The sequence below is a fragment of the Streptomyces venezuelae genome (assembly GCF_008642315.1).
In the GTDB taxonomy this organism is placed as follows: Bacteria; Actinomycetota; Actinomycetes; order Streptomycetales; family Streptomycetaceae; genus Streptomyces; species Streptomyces venezuelae_D.
Map to the genome: position 1 here is coordinate 6,193,187 of NZ_CP029192.1, position 15,291 is coordinate 6,208,477.

The 15,291-nt window shown below is 69.3% G+C and carries 15 protein-coding genes; 9 read left to right on the plus strand and 6 right to left on the minus strand.

What is annotated here, in order from left to right; genetic code table 11:
• Position 1 precedes the first annotated feature (1 nt).
• Together DEJ48_RS27130 and DEJ48_RS27135 are read right to left on the minus strand one after the other, a co-directional pair.
• Positions 2 to 823, minus strand: a complete 822-nt coding sequence (locus DEJ48_RS27130) for a serine hydrolase domain-containing protein (RefSeq protein ID WP_150218853.1) — start codon at positions 821 to 823, stop codon at positions 2 to 4.
• Positions 824 to 841: 18 nt separating this feature from the next.
• On the minus strand, positions 842 to 1,342 hold the full coding sequence (locus DEJ48_RS27135; RefSeq protein ID WP_150218854.1) for a GNAT family N-acetyltransferase: 501 nt from the start codon (positions 1,340 to 1,342) through the stop codon (positions 842 to 844).
• A 94-nt stretch (positions 1,343 to 1,436) separates the two neighbouring features.
• On the opposite strand from DEJ48_RS27135, the gene DEJ48_RS27140 reads away from it, so the two are divergent.
• Positions 1,437 to 1,856, plus strand: a complete 420-nt coding sequence (locus DEJ48_RS27140) for a MerR family transcriptional regulator (RefSeq protein ID WP_190537616.1) — start codon at positions 1,437 to 1,439, stop codon at positions 1,854 to 1,856.
• 3 nt (positions 1,857 to 1,859) lie between these two features.
• A complete protein-coding gene (locus tag DEJ48_RS27145; RefSeq protein ID WP_150218856.1) occupies positions 1,860 to 2,876 on the plus strand; it encodes an aldo/keto reductase in 1,017 nt (338 codons plus the stop codon).
• A 30-nt stretch (positions 2,877 to 2,906) separates the two neighbouring features.
• On the opposite strand, the gene DEJ48_RS27150 is transcribed toward DEJ48_RS27145, so the two are convergent.
• The 3 genes from DEJ48_RS27150 to DEJ48_RS27160 all read right to left on the minus strand — a co-directional run bounded on the left by DEJ48_RS27150 (position 2,907) and on the right by DEJ48_RS27160 (position 5,839).
• On the minus strand, positions 2,907 to 3,791 hold the full coding sequence (locus tag DEJ48_RS27150; RefSeq protein ID WP_190537617.1) for a DUF4429 domain-containing protein: 885 nt from the start codon (positions 3,789 to 3,791) through the stop codon (positions 2,907 to 2,909).
• Between the two features lie 75 nt (positions 3,792 to 3,866).
• On the minus strand, positions 3,867 to 5,078 hold the full coding sequence (locus tag DEJ48_RS27155) for an alpha/beta hydrolase (RefSeq protein WP_150218857.1): 1,212 nt from the start codon (positions 5,076 to 5,078) through the stop codon (positions 3,867 to 3,869).
• Between the two features lie 107 nt (positions 5,079 to 5,185).
• Entirely contained in the window at positions 5,186 to 5,839 is a 654-nt protein-coding gene (locus tag DEJ48_RS27160) for a TetR/AcrR family transcriptional regulator (RefSeq protein ID WP_223832218.1), read from the minus strand.
• Positions 5,840 to 5,953: 114 nt separating this feature from the next.
• On the opposite strand from DEJ48_RS27160, the gene DEJ48_RS27165 reads away from it, so the two are divergent.
• Positions 5,954 to 7,564: an MFS transporter gene (locus tag DEJ48_RS27165; protein ID WP_150218858.1), complete on the plus strand. Its 1,611-nt coding sequence runs from the start codon at positions 5,954 to 5,956 to the stop codon at positions 7,562 to 7,564.
• A 217-nt stretch (positions 7,565 to 7,781) separates the two neighbouring features.
• Positions 7,782 to 8,156 (plus strand): peptidase inhibitor family I36 protein, encoded by a 375-nt coding sequence (locus DEJ48_RS27170; protein ID WP_190537620.1) that lies wholly within the window; start codon positions 7,782 to 7,784, stop codon positions 8,154 to 8,156.
• 215 nt (positions 8,157 to 8,371) lie between these two features.
• On the opposite strand, the gene aceE is transcribed toward DEJ48_RS27170, so the two are convergent.
• Positions 8,372 to 11,104 (minus strand): pyruvate dehydrogenase (acetyl-transferring), homodimeric type, encoded by a 2,733-nt coding sequence (aceE, locus tag DEJ48_RS27175; RefSeq protein ID WP_150218859.1) that lies wholly within the window; start codon positions 11,102 to 11,104, stop codon positions 8,372 to 8,374.
• Positions 11,105 to 11,473: 369 nt separating this feature from the next.
• Here aceE and DEJ48_RS27180 point away from each other — a divergent pair, with 369 nt between their 5' ends.
• The 5 genes from DEJ48_RS27180 to DEJ48_RS27200 all read left to right on the plus strand — a co-directional run bounded on the left by DEJ48_RS27180 (position 11,474) and on the right by DEJ48_RS27200 (position 15,152).
• Positions 11,474 to 11,905: a DUF3052 domain-containing protein gene (locus tag DEJ48_RS27180; protein WP_150218860.1), complete on the plus strand. Its 432-nt coding sequence runs from the start codon at positions 11,474 to 11,476 to the stop codon at positions 11,903 to 11,905.
• 176 nt (positions 11,906 to 12,081) lie between these two features.
• Entirely contained in the window at positions 12,082 to 12,549 is a 468-nt protein-coding gene (locus DEJ48_RS27185; RefSeq protein ID WP_150218861.1) for a peroxiredoxin, read from the plus strand.
• 113 nt (positions 12,550 to 12,662) lie between these two features.
• Positions 12,663 to 13,238, plus strand: a complete 576-nt coding sequence (locus DEJ48_RS27190) for a TerD family protein (RefSeq protein ID WP_055545611.1) — start codon at positions 12,663 to 12,665, stop codon at positions 13,236 to 13,238.
• 128 nt (positions 13,239 to 13,366) lie between these two features.
• Positions 13,367 to 13,942, plus strand: a complete 576-nt coding sequence (locus DEJ48_RS27195) for a TerD family protein (RefSeq protein ID WP_150218862.1) — start codon at positions 13,367 to 13,369, stop codon at positions 13,940 to 13,942.
• Between the two features lie 64 nt (positions 13,943 to 14,006).
• Positions 14,007 to 15,152: a DUF475 domain-containing protein gene (locus DEJ48_RS27200; RefSeq protein ID WP_150218863.1), complete on the plus strand. Its 1,146-nt coding sequence runs from the start codon at positions 14,007 to 14,009 to the stop codon at positions 15,150 to 15,152.
• Positions 15,153 to 15,291: the final 139 nt, after the last annotated feature.

Sequence of the window (15,291 nt, forward strand, 5' to 3'; positions counted from 1 at the left end):
CCTAGCCGCGGAGGTCGGCGAGCACCGCGTCGGTGAACGGGGGCCACACCTCGGCGGCCCACGGACCGAAGGGCCGGTCGGTGAGCGCGACGCAGGCCGCCCGCGCGTCGGGGTCGATCCACAGGAACGTACCCGCCTGGCCGAAGTGGCCGAAGGTCCGGGGCGACGAGGAACTCCCCGTCCAGTGCGGCGTCTTGGAGTCCCGGATCTCGAAGCCGAGACCCCAGTCGTTGGGGTTCTGGTGCCCGTAACCGGGCAGGACGCCCTTCAGCCCGGGGTACGTCACGGTCATCGCCGCCGCCACGGTCCGCGCGTCGAGGAGCCGGGGTGCCTGCACCTCCGCCGCGAACCGCACCAGGTCGTCGACCGTCGACACACCGTCCTTGGCGGGCGAGAGGCCGCCCTCCAGCGTCGTGGACGTCATCCCCAGCGGCGCGAGGACCGCCTGCCGCAGGTACTCGTCGAAGGGGATGTCGGCGGCCTTGGCGATGTGCTCGCCGAGGACCTCGAACCCCGCGTTCGAGTACAGCCGCCGCGTCCCCGGCGCCGACGTCACCCGGTGCTCGTCGAACGCGAGACCGCTGGTGTGCGCGAGCAGGTGCCGCACCGTCGACCCCTCGGGTCCGGCGGGCTCGTCGAGCTCGATCGCCCCCTCCTCGTACGCGACGAGTGCCGCGTACGCCGCGAGGGGCTTGGTGACCGAGGCGAGCGCGAAACGCCGGTCCGTGGGGCCGTGCGTCCCCACGACGGTGCCGTCAGCCCGGACGACGGCCGCGGCGGCGGTGGGGACCGGCCAGTTCTCGATCAACGCGAGGCTCTGCATGCCCCGAGCCTAAGCGGCCTACAGGTTGAGGCGCATCGAGGGGTCGGGCTTGCGGACGAAGCCGAGCGACGCGTACAGCGGCTCCGCCTCCTTTGACGCGTTGAGGTCCACGCTGCCCGCCCCCCGCTCACGGAACCAGTCGAGCAGCACCTCCATGGCCGCCCGCGCGTACCCCTTGCGCCGCTGGTCCGGGTCGGTGGCGACGCTGAAGACGGAGCCGGTCAGGCCGTGCGGATTGCCCGCGCGCCCGATCCGGTAGTCGAGCGTGCCGACGGCCAGCGCCGCGAGCCCGCCGGGGCGCTCCGGATGATCGACGACGAACGCCGCGAAGTCCCCCTCGGGCTCCGCGAGCCGACGGCGTACGGTCGGCAGGGACTCGGCGTGCCAGCTCGTGTCGGACGCGGTGGCGGTGCCCCCGGCGGCCGGTGAGCGCCCCGCGAAGACGGAGTCGATCATCACCTGCCTCAGTCTGAGCAGTTCCTCGGCGTCTTCGGGTGTGGCACGGCGTACGAGACTCATGCGGGGACCGTAGTGACCAGGAGCTGGGACGTCTCGCGAATTTCCCCCGGATCCGCTTGCTTGGAGTGCACTCCAAGGTTTTAGCGTGTGGGTCATGACGGTGACGGAGACCACGACCCAGGTGAAGCCGGACGGGCAGGACCACTACACGATCAGTGAAGTCGTCGACCGCACCGGGCTCTCCGCCTACACCCTGCGGTGGTACGAGCGGATCGGCCTGATGCCGCACATCGACCGCTCCCACACGGGCCAGCGCCGCTACAGCGACCGCGACCTGAACTGGTTGTCCTTCGTCGGCAAGCTGCGCCTGACCGGGATGCCCGTCGCGGACATGGTCCGGTACGCGGAGCTGGTGCGCGAAGGGCAGCACACGTTCCCGCAGCGCCAGGAACTCCTGGAGCAGACGCGGCGCGACGTCCGCGCGCGCATCACGGAGCTGCAGGACACCCTCGCCGTCCTCGACTACAAGATCGACAACTATGCGTGCGCCCGCAGGGCGTCGGAAAGGCCCTGACTGATGACGGACAAGGCAATAGCGAAGGTGCGGCTCGGCACGGGCGGCCCCGAGGTCGGCGTCCAGGGTCTCGGCTGCATGGGCATGAGCTTCGCCTACGGGCCCACGGACACCGACCAGGCCCGCGCCACCCTGGACCGCGCCCTGGATCTTGGCGTCACCCTCTACGACACGGCCGACGTCTACGGCATGGGCGAGAACGAGGAGTTCCTCGCGCCCTTCGTCAAGGCGCACCGCGACGAGATCGTCATCGCCACCAAGTTCGCCCTGGCCATCGACCCGGCGGAGCCGACGAAGCGGCGCATCGACAACAGCCCCGCGTACATCCGCGCCAGTGTCGAGGCGAGCCTGCGCCGCCTCGGCACGGACGTCGTCGACCTCTACTACATGCACCGCCGCGACCCGAACGTGCCGATCGAGGAGACGGTCGGCGTGCTGGCGGAGCTCGTCGCCGCGGGCAAGGTCAAGCACATCGGGCTGAGCGAGGTCACCGGCGACGAACTGCGCGCCGCGCACGCCGTCCACCCCGTCGCGGCCGTGCAGTCGGAGTGGTCGCTGTTCAGCCGCGACATCGAGCGCGGCGTGGTCCCCGCCGCCGCCGAACTCGGCGTGGCCCTCGTGCCCTACTCGCCGCTCGGCCGGGGCTTCCTCACCGGCTCGTTCGTCAGTGCCGACAAGGAGCTCGGCGAGGACGACTTCCGGCGCCAGCAGCCCCGCTTCACCGGCGCCAACGCCACCGCCAACGCCGCCCTCCTGGCCCCCGTCCGCTCCGTCGCCGAGGCGCACGGAGCCACCGTCGGCCAGGTCGCCCTGGCCTGGGTCCAGCAGCAGGCGGACCTCCACGGCCTGCCCGTCGTCCCGATCCCCGGCACCCGCAAGGCCACCCGGGTCGAGGAGAACACCGCGGCCACCCGCATCACCCTCACCGAGAACGACCTCGCCGCCCTCGAACCGATCGCCGCGGGCGTCGCGGGCGACCGCTACGCCGACATGACCTTCACGTCGGCGGGACGCGAGTAGCGGAACGGGCGGGTCAGGGCCGGGCAGCCCTCACAGCTCGGCGAGCAGCTCGGTCTTCTTCACCGTGAACTCGTCGTCCGTGAGCAGGCCCGCCTGGTGCAGCTCGCCCAGGTGCCGGATGCGGTCCGCGATGTCCGCCGGGTCGCGCCGCACGGCGGGCGTCACGGCGGCGGCGACGGTGCCCGGGCCGTCGGAGTTCGCCGCCGGGCCCGAGGCCCGCACCGCGGCGAGGACCGACGCGGCGAACGGCAGCGACTCGTGGACCGGGCCGTAGCCGAGGCCGAAGACGACGGCCGCCGGGTCCTGGTCGGCCTGTGCGGGCTGCGCCACCGGCGTCTCGCGCCGCAGCAGCCGCAGATGGCCCTCGAACACCTCGGGGGAGCGCCACTCGATGCCGCTCAGGTCGGTGACCGGGAAGCTCTGGTCGCCGGCCTTCCACTTCGCGGAGGAGGCACCCGTCCAGAACCAGCGGAACGACACCAGCTTCCCGTCGAAGGACGCCTTCCCGTCGTACGCCTTGAACTGCAGCGGCGCCTCGGGGGGTGCCACCAGGAAGCGGTCCGTGCTCTCCGTGCCGTCCGGCGGCAGCTGTGCCCGCAACTCGTCCGCGTAGTACTCGGCGAGCGTCTCCCGCTCCGCGGGCAGCACCAGGCGGTACGGGTCGCAGCCCTCCTTGAGCTGCCCCGCGGCGGCCTCCATCAGAGGATCGGCGCCCGGTCTCGGCACGGCATGCAGGACCACGGTCCCGCGTTTGCCGGGGGAGAGCGTCACCGCCGAGATCGCCTCATGGGGGATGCGCCGTTCGCCGAGCGCCTGGAACAGCTTCGGCGTGCGGATTCCCCGTTCGAAGCGGATGAGCACAGAGTCGGACTCGAACTCCCAGGCGGCATGAAATCCGGCCAGAACATCACCCATGCGGCTCATCGTAGGCGGCACGCGCGCCTCCGTCCCTCCTGCGGCGGGCCGCTGTTTCATCGATTTCTACGCGCGTCAGGCCGCTGCCCCGCCGGAAATACCCTTCCGGCAGGCACCGTCCTCGCTCGCGCACCGCACCGCGTGGTACGAACCAGTCCCGATTTCCGCGAAGTTCCGCAGGCTCTCCGTGCCCGGCTCGAAATAGCCGGTGTGCCCCTGGGCGCCCGCCGCGGAGAACACGCGCGCACCGAAGCCCTCGGCCACCGGGTCGGCGCCGTGGCCGAGCCCGCCGAACTCCATGTTCGGGACGTCCTGGATCCAGTCGTCGCCGTCCCGGGTCGCCCAGATCCGGGCGCCCGTGCCCAACTGCGAGGCCGAGTCGGCCCGCATGCCGGGGCTGCCCGCCACCGCGATGTCCGTGACCCGCGAGGGCAGCTTCCGTGCGGCCACCCCGCACACCACCGAGCCGTAGCTGTGGCAGTACAGGGCGACCGGTGTGCGGCCGGGCAGGCCGCGCACCATGGATTCGAGGCGGGTGGCCCCGTCCTCGGCGCGCATGGCCGTGGCCGCGTCCACGCCGATGCCGACGGGCGCGGTGTAGTCGGCCCAGGCGATCACGGCGGTGTGCGATCCGGGGCTGACCGCGCGCTCCGCGCGGTAGAGCGACTTGGCCATGCCCACCGGCGCCGAGTACTTGCGGAAGGTCCGCTCGAAGGTCAGCACGTTGGTGTCGACGCCGGGCACGACGACGGAGACGCGGCGGGCCTTGTCCATGTCCCCGAAGACTTCTGCCATGCGTCCGCTGCCCATCGGGTCGAAGGCGAGGACCTGGCGTCCCGGGCGCATCATCACGCCGAACCGCTTCATCCTGCGCTCGGCCTCCTGCTGCCCCAGCGGGGAGAGGCGCTTGTCGTGCATGCGTTCACGCTCGATCTTGCGGGCCTGCCCCAGCGCGATGTGGTTCGCGCGGTAGCGCAGCGTGGCGGGCGCGCCGTTCATGTTGCCGACCGCGAGCGGATAGCGGCCGGCGAGCCGTTCGCGCTGGTGTCCGTCGAGGGAGGCGAAGAAGCGGGCGAGCCGGCCTGCGGGGGCATCGGGGTCGGGCAGGGCCCGTCCGTCGATGCTTCCCCGCTCCCAGGCGGAGAGCGCGGCTTGCAGGGGCGACGCGTCGCCCTTGTTGTGGCGCACGGCGGTCCAGCCGGTGGTCGCCAGCATGACGAACACGACGGCCAGCGCGAGCAGGGCGCGCCATGCGTTGAGTTGGGGGGAGGAGTCGAAGGAAGTCACTACGGAACACCCTAGGAGAACCGTGATGTTTACCGTGCATCGCGTGGTGCAGATCACGTTTCTGGAGGGTGAATTGAGGCATAGCGGGCGCATCCGCTGCGGCCGGGTCACTCTCCGTGCGCGGTGCGCCAGCCCTCCGCCAACGCGGGACCCAGGTGGTCGAGGTACGCCTCCGTCAGCGCGCGGATCGACTCGGGGCTGGTGTCCTCGCCCGCGCCCCACTGGCGCCCCGTCACGCGCATGACGCCGCTGAACGCGGCCACCGCCACGCGCGGCCGCGGGTCGGTCTCCAGGTCGAGCCCCTCGCGCTCGGCGATCACGCGGGCTACCTCGTCCTCGGTCTCGATGGAGCGGCGCAGGTGGACGGCGAGCAGGGTGGGGGTCGACTCGATCATCTGATAGGTGCGCATGTGGAGTTCGACCGGGACGACCTCCTCGATGGACTGCCCCATCGCCTCCCAGGTGCCGAGGACGGCGCCGCGCAGCGCCTCCAGCGGGGCCTCGTGGGCGGGGCGGTCGCGGACGGCCTGGACGAAGCGCGCCTCGATCATCGTCTGGACGGCGAAGGCGGCTTCCTGCTTGTTGGCGAAGTGCCGGAAGAAGGTGCGCTGCGACACGTCGACCGCCTCGACGATCTCGTCGACGGTCGTCTCCTCGTACCCCTTGGTGGTGAAGAGTTCGAGCGCCACGCGCAGGAGGGTGTCCCGGGTGCGCTGCTTCTTGCGCTCGCGCAGTCCCGTCGCCGGCTGGGTCGTCTTCAAGCCGTGGCCCTCTTCCTCGCGTTTTCCCAGTTCACCATACCTGTGAGCTACGTGACAGTTACCGACTTGTGAAATGGTTTGTCAACTGTCAGTCGCTGTCACTAGCCTCCTCGCATGACTAGTCAGATCACCGTCGACAAGGCGGACAAGGGGCCGGAGCCCGCACCCGTTCCGGTCCCGGCCAAGGGGCTCCGTGGCCACCCCTGGCTGACGCTGTTCGCCGTGGCGATCGGCGTGATGATGGTCGCCCTCGACGGCACCATCGTGGCGATAGCCAACCCGGCCATCCAGAAGGACCTCGGCGCCACCTTCGCGGACGTCCAGTGGATCACCAACGGCTACTTCCTCGCGCTCGCCGTCGCCCTGATCACCGCGGGCAAGCTGGGCGACCGCTTCGGCCACCGGCAGACCTTCCTCATCGGTGTGGTCGGCTTCGCCGCCGCCTCCGGAGCCATCGGCTTCTCGGACAGCATCGCGCTGGTGATCACCTTCCGCGTGCTCCAGGGACTCTTCGGAGCCCTCCTGATGCCCGCCGCGCTCGGCCTCCTGCGAGCCACGTTCCCGGCCGAGAAGCTCAACATGGCCATCGGCATCTGGAGCATGGTCATCGGCGTCTCCACGGCCGGCGGCCCGATCCTCGGCGGCCTCCTGGTCCAGCACGTCAGCTGGCAGTCCGTCTTCTTCATCAACGTGCCGGTCGGCGTCATCGCCCTGGTGCTCGGCGTCGTCATCCTCAAGGACCACCGCGCGGAGAACGCCCCCAGGTCCTTCGACATCATCGGCATCGTGCTGCTGTCTGCGGCGATGTTCTGCCTGGTCTGGGCGCTCATCAAGGCCCCCGAGTGGGGCTGGGGCGCGGGCATGACCTGGACCTTCATCGGCGCCGCCGTGGTGAGCTTCGCGCTCTTCGCGGTCTGGGAGTCGAAGGTCGCGGAACCGCTCATCCCGCTGGCCCTGTTCCGCTCGGTGCCGCTCTCCGCGGGCGTGGTCCTGATGGTGCTCATGGCCATCGCGTTCATGGGCGGACTGTTCTTCGTCACCTTCTACCTGCAGAACGTGCACGGCATGAGCCCCGTCGACAGCGGTCTGCACCTGCTGCCGCTCACCGGCGGGATGATCGTCGCCTCGCCGCTCGCGGGCGCCATGATCACCAAGGTGGGCCCGCGCATCCCGCTGGCGGGCGGCATGGTCTGCACCGCCGTCGCCATGTACGGCATGTCCACGCTGGAGGCGGGCACCGGAAGCGGCATCATGTCGATCTGGTTCGCCCTCCTCGGCCTCGGCCTCGCCCCCGTCATGGTCGGCGCCACCGAGGTCATCGTGGGCAACGCGCCGATGGAGCTCTCCGGCGTCGCCGGCGGCCTCCAGCAGGCCGCGATGCAGATCGGCGGCAGCCTCGGCACCGCCGTCCTCGGCGCCGTCATGGCCTCCAAGGTCGACAGCGACCTGCCCGGCAACTGGGCCGACGCGAAGCTCCCGCCGCTCAGCGAGGCCCAGCTCGACAAGGCGGCCGAGGCCGTCCAGGTCGGTGTGGCGCCGGTGCCGCCGAAGGCCCCGCCGTCCCTCGCCGACCAGATCACCTCGGTCGCGCACGACACCTTCATGTCGGGCATGGGCATGGCCTGCCTGGTCGCCGCCGGCGTCGCCGTGGTCGCGGTGTTCGTCGCGTTCCTGACCAAGCGCGGCGACAACGCGGAGGCGGGCGCGGGCGTCGGCCACATCTGACCCCGACCGCCAGGTCAGGGAAAGCCCCTCAGGGACATCCTGGGGGGCTTTCGTGTATCAGGGTGAGCGGTGTTCGTACCCCTTCCGGCGCCCCGATCGGCGGGTCCACAGTGCAGTCAGAAGATCGTCGCAGTCAGAAGATCGTCGCAGTCAGAAGATCGTCGCAGTCAGAAGATCGTCGCGGTCGGAAGACCGTCAGCACACGGGGGTTGAGCACATGCGTACGACCATGCCCACGACCATCACGGCAGCCGCACTCGCCGCCGTCATCCTCACACCCGCACACGCGGGAGCCGCCGCCCCGCCGACGCTGCGGCCCTGCGGCCCCGGCGAGCTCTGTCTCTGGCAGAAGGCGCAGTTCAAGGGCGCACGTCAGGTGTACGAGCTGTCGGACATCGACATCGAGAGCTGCACCGCGCTGCCGGAGGGGGGCAGCGCGGAAGCCCTCGCCAACCGCACGGGACGGCCCGTCACCGTGTACCAGTCGGCGGAGTGCGGGGAGACGGGCGAGTTCGACACCTACCCGGGCGGTGGCACCTGGGCGCCCGAATCGCCGTACCGCATCCGGGCCTTCAAGGTCTGGGAGAGCTGAAGGCGGGTACCCGGACCGTGGCGGGCCCCGGACGCACGACGCGCAAGCTCCCCGGCTCACGCGGCCGTACGGGGTCGCGGAACCGGCCGGATCGCGCGACGCACGAGAGGTGTCCTGACGGGCCCGCGGACGCCGTAGCAAAGCCGGAGGGCGGCGGGATCCGATCCCGCCGCCCTCCGGCTCGTGTCTCCGCCCCACCGGGCGTGCCGTGCTGCCTACGCGTCGCCGCCCGCGGCGCCCGGGTCGGCCGCCGCGACGTCGAGGAGCTGGTAGCGGTCGACCGCCTGCTTCAGGACGGAGCGGTCCACCTTGCCCTCACGCGCCAGTTCGGTCAGCACGCCGACCACGATCGACTGCGCGTCGATGTGGAAGAAGCGGCGGGCCGCACCACGCGTGTCCGCGAAGCCGAAGCCGTCCGCGCCCAGCGACTGGTACGTGCCGGGCACCCAGCGGGAGATCTGGTCCGGGACGCTCCGCATCCAGTCGGAGACGGCCACGAACGGACCCTCGGCGCCGGACAGCTTCCGCGTCACGTACGGGACGCGCTGCTCCTCCTCCGGGTGCAGGAGGTTGTGGCGCTCCACGTCCACCGCCTCGCGGCGCAGCTCGTTCCAGGAGGTCGCCGACCAGACGTCCGCCTTGACGTTCCACTCCGAGGCCAGGATCTGCTGCGCCTCGACTGCCCACGGCACCGCGACGCCGGACGCGAGGATCTGCGCCGGGATGGCGCCCTGCTCGCCCGCCTTGAAGCGGTAGATGCCCTTGAGGATGCCGTCGACGTCCACGTCGGCGGGCTCGGCCGGGTGCTGGATCGGCTCGTTGTAGACGGTGAGGTAGTAGAAGACGTCCTCACTGTCGGGGCCGTACATCCGGCGCAGGCCGTCCTTGACGATGTGTGCGATCTCGTAGCCGAACGCGGGGTCGTAGGCGACGCAGCCCGGGTTCGTGGAGGCCAGCAGCTGCGAGTGGCCGTCCGCGTGCTGCAGGCCCTCGCCGGTCAGCGTCGTGCGTCCGGCGGTCGCACCGAGGACGAAACCGCGCGCGAGCTGGTCGGCCATCTGCCAGAACTGGTCGCCGGTGCGCTGGAAACCGAACATCGAGTAGAAGACGTAGACCGGGATCAGCGGCTCGCCGTGCGTCGCGTAGGCCGAACCGGCGGCGATCAGGGACGCCGTGCAGCCCGCCTCCGAGATGCCGTCGTGCAGCATCTGGCCCGTCGGCGACTCCTTGTACGCGAGGAGGAGCTCACGGTCCACGGCCTCGTACTGCTGGCCGAGCGGGTTGTAGATCTTCGCGCTCGGGAAGAACGCGTCCATGCCGAAGGTGCGGTACTCGTCGGGGGCGATCAGCACGAAACGCTTGCCGATCTCCTTGTCCCGCATGAGGTCCTTCAGGATGCGGACGAACGCCATGGTGGTGGCGATCGACTGCTGGCCCGAACCCTTCTTCGCGGCCGTGTACGCCTTGTCCTCCGGAAGGTGGAGGGGCTTGGAGCGCACGACGCGGGTCGGGACGTAACCCCCGAGGCCCTGGCGCCGGTCGTGCATGTACTGGATCTCTTCGGAGTCGCGGCCCGGGTGGTAGTACGGCGGGGCGCCGTCCTCCAGCTGCTTGTCCGTGATCGGGATGTGCAGACGGTCGCGGAAGCCCTTGAGGTCGTCGACCGTGAGCTTCTTCATCTGGTGCGTGGCGTTGCGGCCCTCGAAGTTCGGGCCGAGGGTCCAGCCCTTCACCGTCTGCGCGAGGATCACCGTCGGCTGGCCCTTGTGGGCCTTGGCCGCCGCGTACGCCGCGTAGACCTTCTTGTGGTCGTGACCGCCGCGGCCCAGGTGCAGGATCTGCTCGTCGGTCATGTTCTCGACCATGGCGCGCAGGCGGTGGTCGTCGCCGAAGAAGTGCTCGCGGATGTACGAACCGGTCTCGGTCGCGTACGTCTGGAACTGGCCGTCGGGCGTGGTGTTGAGCCGGTTGACCAGGACGCCGTCGCGGTCCTGCGCGAGCAGCGGGTCCCAGCTGCGGTCCCAGACCAGCTTGATGACGTTCCAGCCGGCGCCGCGGAACTGGGACTCGAGCTCCTGGATGATCTTGCCGTTGCCGCGCACCGGGCCGTCGAGGCGCTGCAGGTTGCAGTTGACGACGAAGGTCAGGTTGTCCAGGCCCTCGCGGGCGGCGATGGAGAGCTGGCCGAGAGACTCGGGCTCGTCCATCTCGCCGTCGCCGAGGTAGGCCCACACGTGCGACTTGGAGGTGTCGGCGATGCCGCGCGCCTCCATGTAGCGGTTCATGCGGGCCTGGAAGATCGCGCCGAGCGGGCCGAGGCCCATGGAGACGGTCGGGAACTCCCAGAAGTCCGGCATCAGGCGCGGGTGAGGGTACGACGAGAGGCCGTTCGGGGCCTTCGACTTCTCCTGGCGGAACGCGTCGAGCTGCTGCTCGGAGAGCCGGTCCAGGAGGAAGGCGCGGGCGTAGATACCGGGGGACGCGTGCCCCTGGAAGAAGATCTGGTCGCCGCCGTCGCCCTCGTCCTTGCCGCGGAAGAAGTGGTTGAAGCCCACGTCGTAGAGCGAGGCGGAGGAGGCGAAGGTGGCGATGTGGCCGCCGACGCCGATGCCGGGGCGCTGGGCGCGCGAGACCATCACCGCGGCGTTCCAGCGGGTGGCGTTCAGGACCTTGCGTTCGATTTCCTCGTTGCCGGGGAAGAACGGCTCGTCCTTGGTGGCGATCGTGTTGACGTAGTCCGTACTGCGCATCTCCGGCACGGCGACGCGCTTCTCCCGCGCGCGCTCGATCAGCCGGAGCATCAGGTACCTGGCCCGCTCACGGCCGCGTTCGTCGACCGCGGCGTCGAGGGAGTCGAGCCACTCCTGGGTCTCTTCGGGATCGAAGTCCGGGACCTGACTCGGCAGGCCGCCAATGATGATCGGGTTGCGATCGGATCCGGAAGCCACGCTGTTCCTTCGCTGTTGGGGCTTTCGCCTGGGGCATACCTGGCCGTGCACCGCTCCCCATCGTGTACCTCGCGGACGCAAACGTCATGTCTACCGAGAGGTAACCGAGACGCCCGGTCGGCCGCCCCTGGGGTAGGCTCGGCCCAAATCGCAACGATACGCCCATCCTGCCTAACCGCTTCGCAGAGCCGTTCGGTCTCGTACGGATGTGGCGACAGTTGCGGCGACACGGTCGGGAACGTCACCGTTTCGGCGGTCTCGGCGGCCGGGTACTTGCGCGATCCGTCCCGCCCGTGTGGACTACGGCCAACGCCCCGCGCACGCGCGTGGCTGACAGGCATTCCCAAAAACATGATCAGGAGGCAATCCGTGAGCGCGACCGCGGACCACGCGGAGACGAACCTTGCCGTAAGGCTTGGTTTCCAGCCCGACCAGGTGGTCCAGGAGATCGGCTACGACGACGACGTCGACCAGGAGCTCCGCGAGGCCATCGAGCAGGCTACTGGCACAGAGCTCGTCGACGAGGACTACGACGACGTGGCTGACGCCGTGGTGCTCTGGTTCCGTGAGGACGACGGGGACCTGACTGATGCGTTGGTGGATGCCATCGCGTACATGGAGGAAGGCGGCTCGATCCTGCTGCTGACTCCGAAGACCGGTCGTGACGGGTACGTCGAGCCGAGCGAGATCGGTGAGGCGGCCACCACCGCCGGGCTGTCGGCGACCAAGAGCATCAACGCCGGCAAGGACTGGAGCGGCAGCCGGCTCAACACGCCGAAGGGCGCCGCCAAGAAGCGATAGCGCTCCGCCGCGACGAGTGCTGGTGAGGCTCCTCGCCGACCTGCTGGTCGGTGGGGAGCCTCACGCATGCGTGTGGCACATGTGGGGTACGGGCCGTGCGGATCGCACGGACGTAGGGTGGACTCACCCGAACAGCCCCACCAGCCCGAACGGGCCCGTCGAAGGGATGCGTACACATGGCGCTCGATGGAATCGCGGCCGGCACCAAGGCCCCGGATTTCGAGCTGAAGGACAACCACGGCCGGACCGTGAAGCTGTCCGACTTCCGCGGCGAGAAGAACGTGGTGCTGCTGTTCTACCCGTTCGCGTTCACCGGCGTGTGCACCGGCGAGCTCTGCGCGCTCCGTGACGAACTCCCGAAGTTCGTCAACGACGACACCCAGCTGCTCGCGGTCTCCAACGACTCCATGCACACGCTGCGCGTCTTCGCCGAGCAGGAGGGTCTGGAGTACCCGCTGGTCTCGGACTTCTGGCCGCACGGCGATGTCTCGCGGGCGTACGGCGTCTTCGACGAGGAGAAGGGCTGCGCGGTGCGCGGCACCTTCATCATCGACAAGGAGGGCGTGGTCCGCTGGACGGTCGTCAACGACCTGCCCGACGCGCGTGACCTGAACGAGTACGTCGAGGCGCTCGAAACGCTCTGAGCGAACCCTGTTTTCGCTCGCGGCCGGGAACCGGTCACTAGGATCCACACGTTGATCCGATGGCAACGCAACGCTTGGGGCTCCCCGCCCCTGGACACCAATTGGGAGGACTCGTGGGAGTCAGCCTCAGCAAGGGCGGCAACGTATCGCTGAGCAAGGAGGCGCCGGGCCTGACCGCGGTTCTGGTCGGCCTCGGCTGGGACGTCCGCACCACCACCGGTACGGACTTCGACCTCGACGCAAGCGCGATCCTGACGAACGCGGAGGGCAAGGTCAGCAGTGACCAGAACTTCGTCTTCTTCAACAACCTGAAGAGCCCCGACGGCTCCGTCGAGCACACCGGCGACAACACCACCGGCGAGGGCGAGGGCGACGACGAGGCGATCAAGGTCGACCTGGCCGCGGTCCCCGCCGACGTCGAGAAGATCGTCTTCCCGGTCTCGATCTACGACGCCGAGAACCGCCAGCAGTCGTTCGGCCAGGTGCGCAACGCGTTCATCCGCGTCGTGAACCAGGCGGGCGGCGCCGAGATCGCGCGGTACGACCTCTCCGAGGACGCCTCGACGGAGACCGCCATGGTCTTCGGCGAGCTGTACCGCCACGGCGCCGAGTGGAAGTTCCGCGCGGTCGGCCAGGGCTACGCCTCGGGTCTGCGCGGCATCGCGCAGGACTTCGGCGTCAACGTCTGAGCCGAGCACACCCCAGCGCTCTCCGTCCGGCGCCGCACACTTCCCAGGTGCGGCGCCGGACGTGCTCATCACCCCGTGCGCGGCCACCGCCGCCCGGGGGATTCCGTCATCACGGGGAGGACTTCACCATGGGCGTCACGCTCGCCAAGGGAGGCAACGTCTCCCTCTCCAAGGCCGCACCGAACCTCACCCAGATCCTCGTCGGCCTGGGCTGGGACGCGCGCTCCACCACCGGCGCCCCCTTCGACCTCGACGCCAGCGCGCTGCTGTGCAACGCGGGCCGGGTCCTCGGCGACGAGTGGTTCGTCTTCTACAACAACCTGACGAGCCCCGACGGCTCCGTCGAACACACCGGCGACAACCTCACCGGTGAGGGCGACGGCGATGACGAGTCGCTCCTGATCGACCTCTCCAAGGTCCCGGAGAACTGCGACAAGATCATCTTTCCGGTCTCGATCCATGACGCGGACAACAGGGGCCAGACGTTCGGCCAGGTCAGCAACGCGTTCATCCGCGTCGTGAACCAGGCGGACGGCCAGGAACTTGCCCGCTACGACCTCAGTGAGGACGCCTCGTCGGAGACGGCGATGATCTTCGGTGAGGTGTACCGGTACGGGGGAGAGTGGAAGTTCCGTGCAGTCGGGCAGGGGTACGCGTCGGGTCTGCGCGGCATCGCTCTAGACTTCGGGGTCAACGTTTCGTAAAGCAGGGGACCGGCGCGGGGGAGACCGCTACACGGGAGCCCGTACACACACGATTGGGTAGCCAGTGCTTCTGAAAACCTTCGGCTGGTCGTTCGCGGTCACCGCGCTCGGCCTGGTCGCCGCGGTGTTCTACGGGGGGTGGACAGGCTTCGGCGTCGTGGCGATCCTCTCCGTCCTCGAGATCTCGCTGTCCTTCGACAACGCGGTGGTCAACGCCGGAATCCTGAAGAAGATGAATGCCTTCTGGCAGAAGATCTTCCTCACCGTCGGTGTGCTGATCGCGGTCTTCGGCATGCGGCTGGTCTTCCCCGTCGTCATCGTGGCCATCAGCGCCAAGATCGGCCCGATCGAGGCCGTCCGCCTCGCGCTCAACGACAAGGACCAGTACCAGCAGCTGGTCACCGACGCCCACCCGTCGATCGCCGCCTTCGGTGGCATGTTCCTGCTGATGATCTTCCTCGACTTCATCTTCGAGGACCGGGACATCAAGTGGCTGGGCTGGCTGGAGCGTCCGCTCGCCAAGCTCGGCAAGGTCGACATGCTGTCGGTCTGCATCGCGCTCGTCGTGCTCCTGGTCACCGCCATGACCTTCGCCACCCACGCCCACCAGCACGGCGGCGCACATGTGGACAAGGCGCAGACAGTCCTCATCTCGGGCATCGCGGGTCTGATCACCTATCTCGTGGTCGGCGGCCTCTCCGGATACTTCGAGAACAAGCTCGAGGAAGAGGAGGAGCGCGAGCACGAGGAGGAGGAAGCGGCCGCGAAGTCGGGGAAGAAGGTTCCTGCGGTCGTCCTGGCCGGCAAGGCGGCGTTCTTCATGTTCCTCTACCTCGAGGTCCTGGACGCGTCCTTCTCCTTCGACGGTGTCATCGGTGCCTTCGCCGTCACCAACGACATCGTGCTGATGGCCCTCGGTCTCGGTATCGGCGCCATGTACGTCCGGTCCCTCACGGTCTACCTGGTCCGCCAGGGCACCCTCGACGACTACGTGTACCTGGAGCACGGCGCGCACTACGCGATCGGTGCCCTCGCGGTGATCCTCCTGATCACGATCCAGTACGAGATCCACGAGGTCATCACCGGCTCCGTCGGCGTCATCCTGATCGCCTGGTCCTTCATCTCGTCGGTGATCAGGAACAAGCGGCTCGCGGCGGCCGAGGGACAAGGGAACTCCGGAGACAAGGCGGAGGTCTCCTCGGGCGTCTGAGACTGACTGATTCCCTTGCCGAGCTGTCCGATTCCGGTCCCCGGAGTGTGACGACGGCCAGGGCGAGGAACGCTCTGTGCGGGGCGGCCGTCGAGGAGATGTCCTCATGGCCGCCCCGTCGGTTTTCGTGATGGCATTC

Excerpts from the sequence above, each read along its gene's own strand:
- DEJ48_RS27130 (WP_150218853.1), bottom strand. The coding sequence starts at position 823 with ATGCAGAGCCTCGCGTTGATCGAGAACTGGCCGGTCCCCACCGCCGCC.
- DEJ48_RS27135 (WP_150218854.1), bottom strand. The coding sequence starts at position 1,342 with ATGAGTCTCGTACGCCGTGCCACACCCGAAGACGCCGAGGAACTGCTC.
- DEJ48_RS27140 (WP_190537616.1), top strand. The coding sequence starts at position 1,437 with ATGACGGTGACGGAGACCACGACCCAGGTGAAGCCGGACGGGCAGGAC.
- DEJ48_RS27145 (WP_150218856.1), top strand. The coding sequence starts at position 1,860 with ATGACGGACAAGGCAATAGCGAAGGTGCGGCTCGGCACGGGCGGCCCC.
- DEJ48_RS27150 (WP_190537617.1), bottom strand. The coding sequence starts at position 3,791 with ATGGGTGATGTTCTGGCCGGATTTCATGCCGCCTGGGAGTTCGAGTCC.
- DEJ48_RS27165 (WP_150218858.1), top strand. The coding sequence starts at position 5,954 with ATGACTAGTCAGATCACCGTCGACAAGGCGGACAAGGGGCCGGAGCCC.
- DEJ48_RS27170 (WP_190537620.1), top strand. The coding sequence starts at position 7,782 with ATGCGTACGACCATGCCCACGACCATCACGGCAGCCGCACTCGCCGCC.
- DEJ48_RS27185 (WP_150218861.1), top strand. The coding sequence starts at position 12,082 with ATGGCGCTCGATGGAATCGCGGCCGGCACCAAGGCCCCGGATTTCGAG.
- DEJ48_RS27195 (WP_150218862.1), top strand. The coding sequence starts at position 13,367 with ATGGGCGTCACGCTCGCCAAGGGAGGCAACGTCTCCCTCTCCAAGGCC.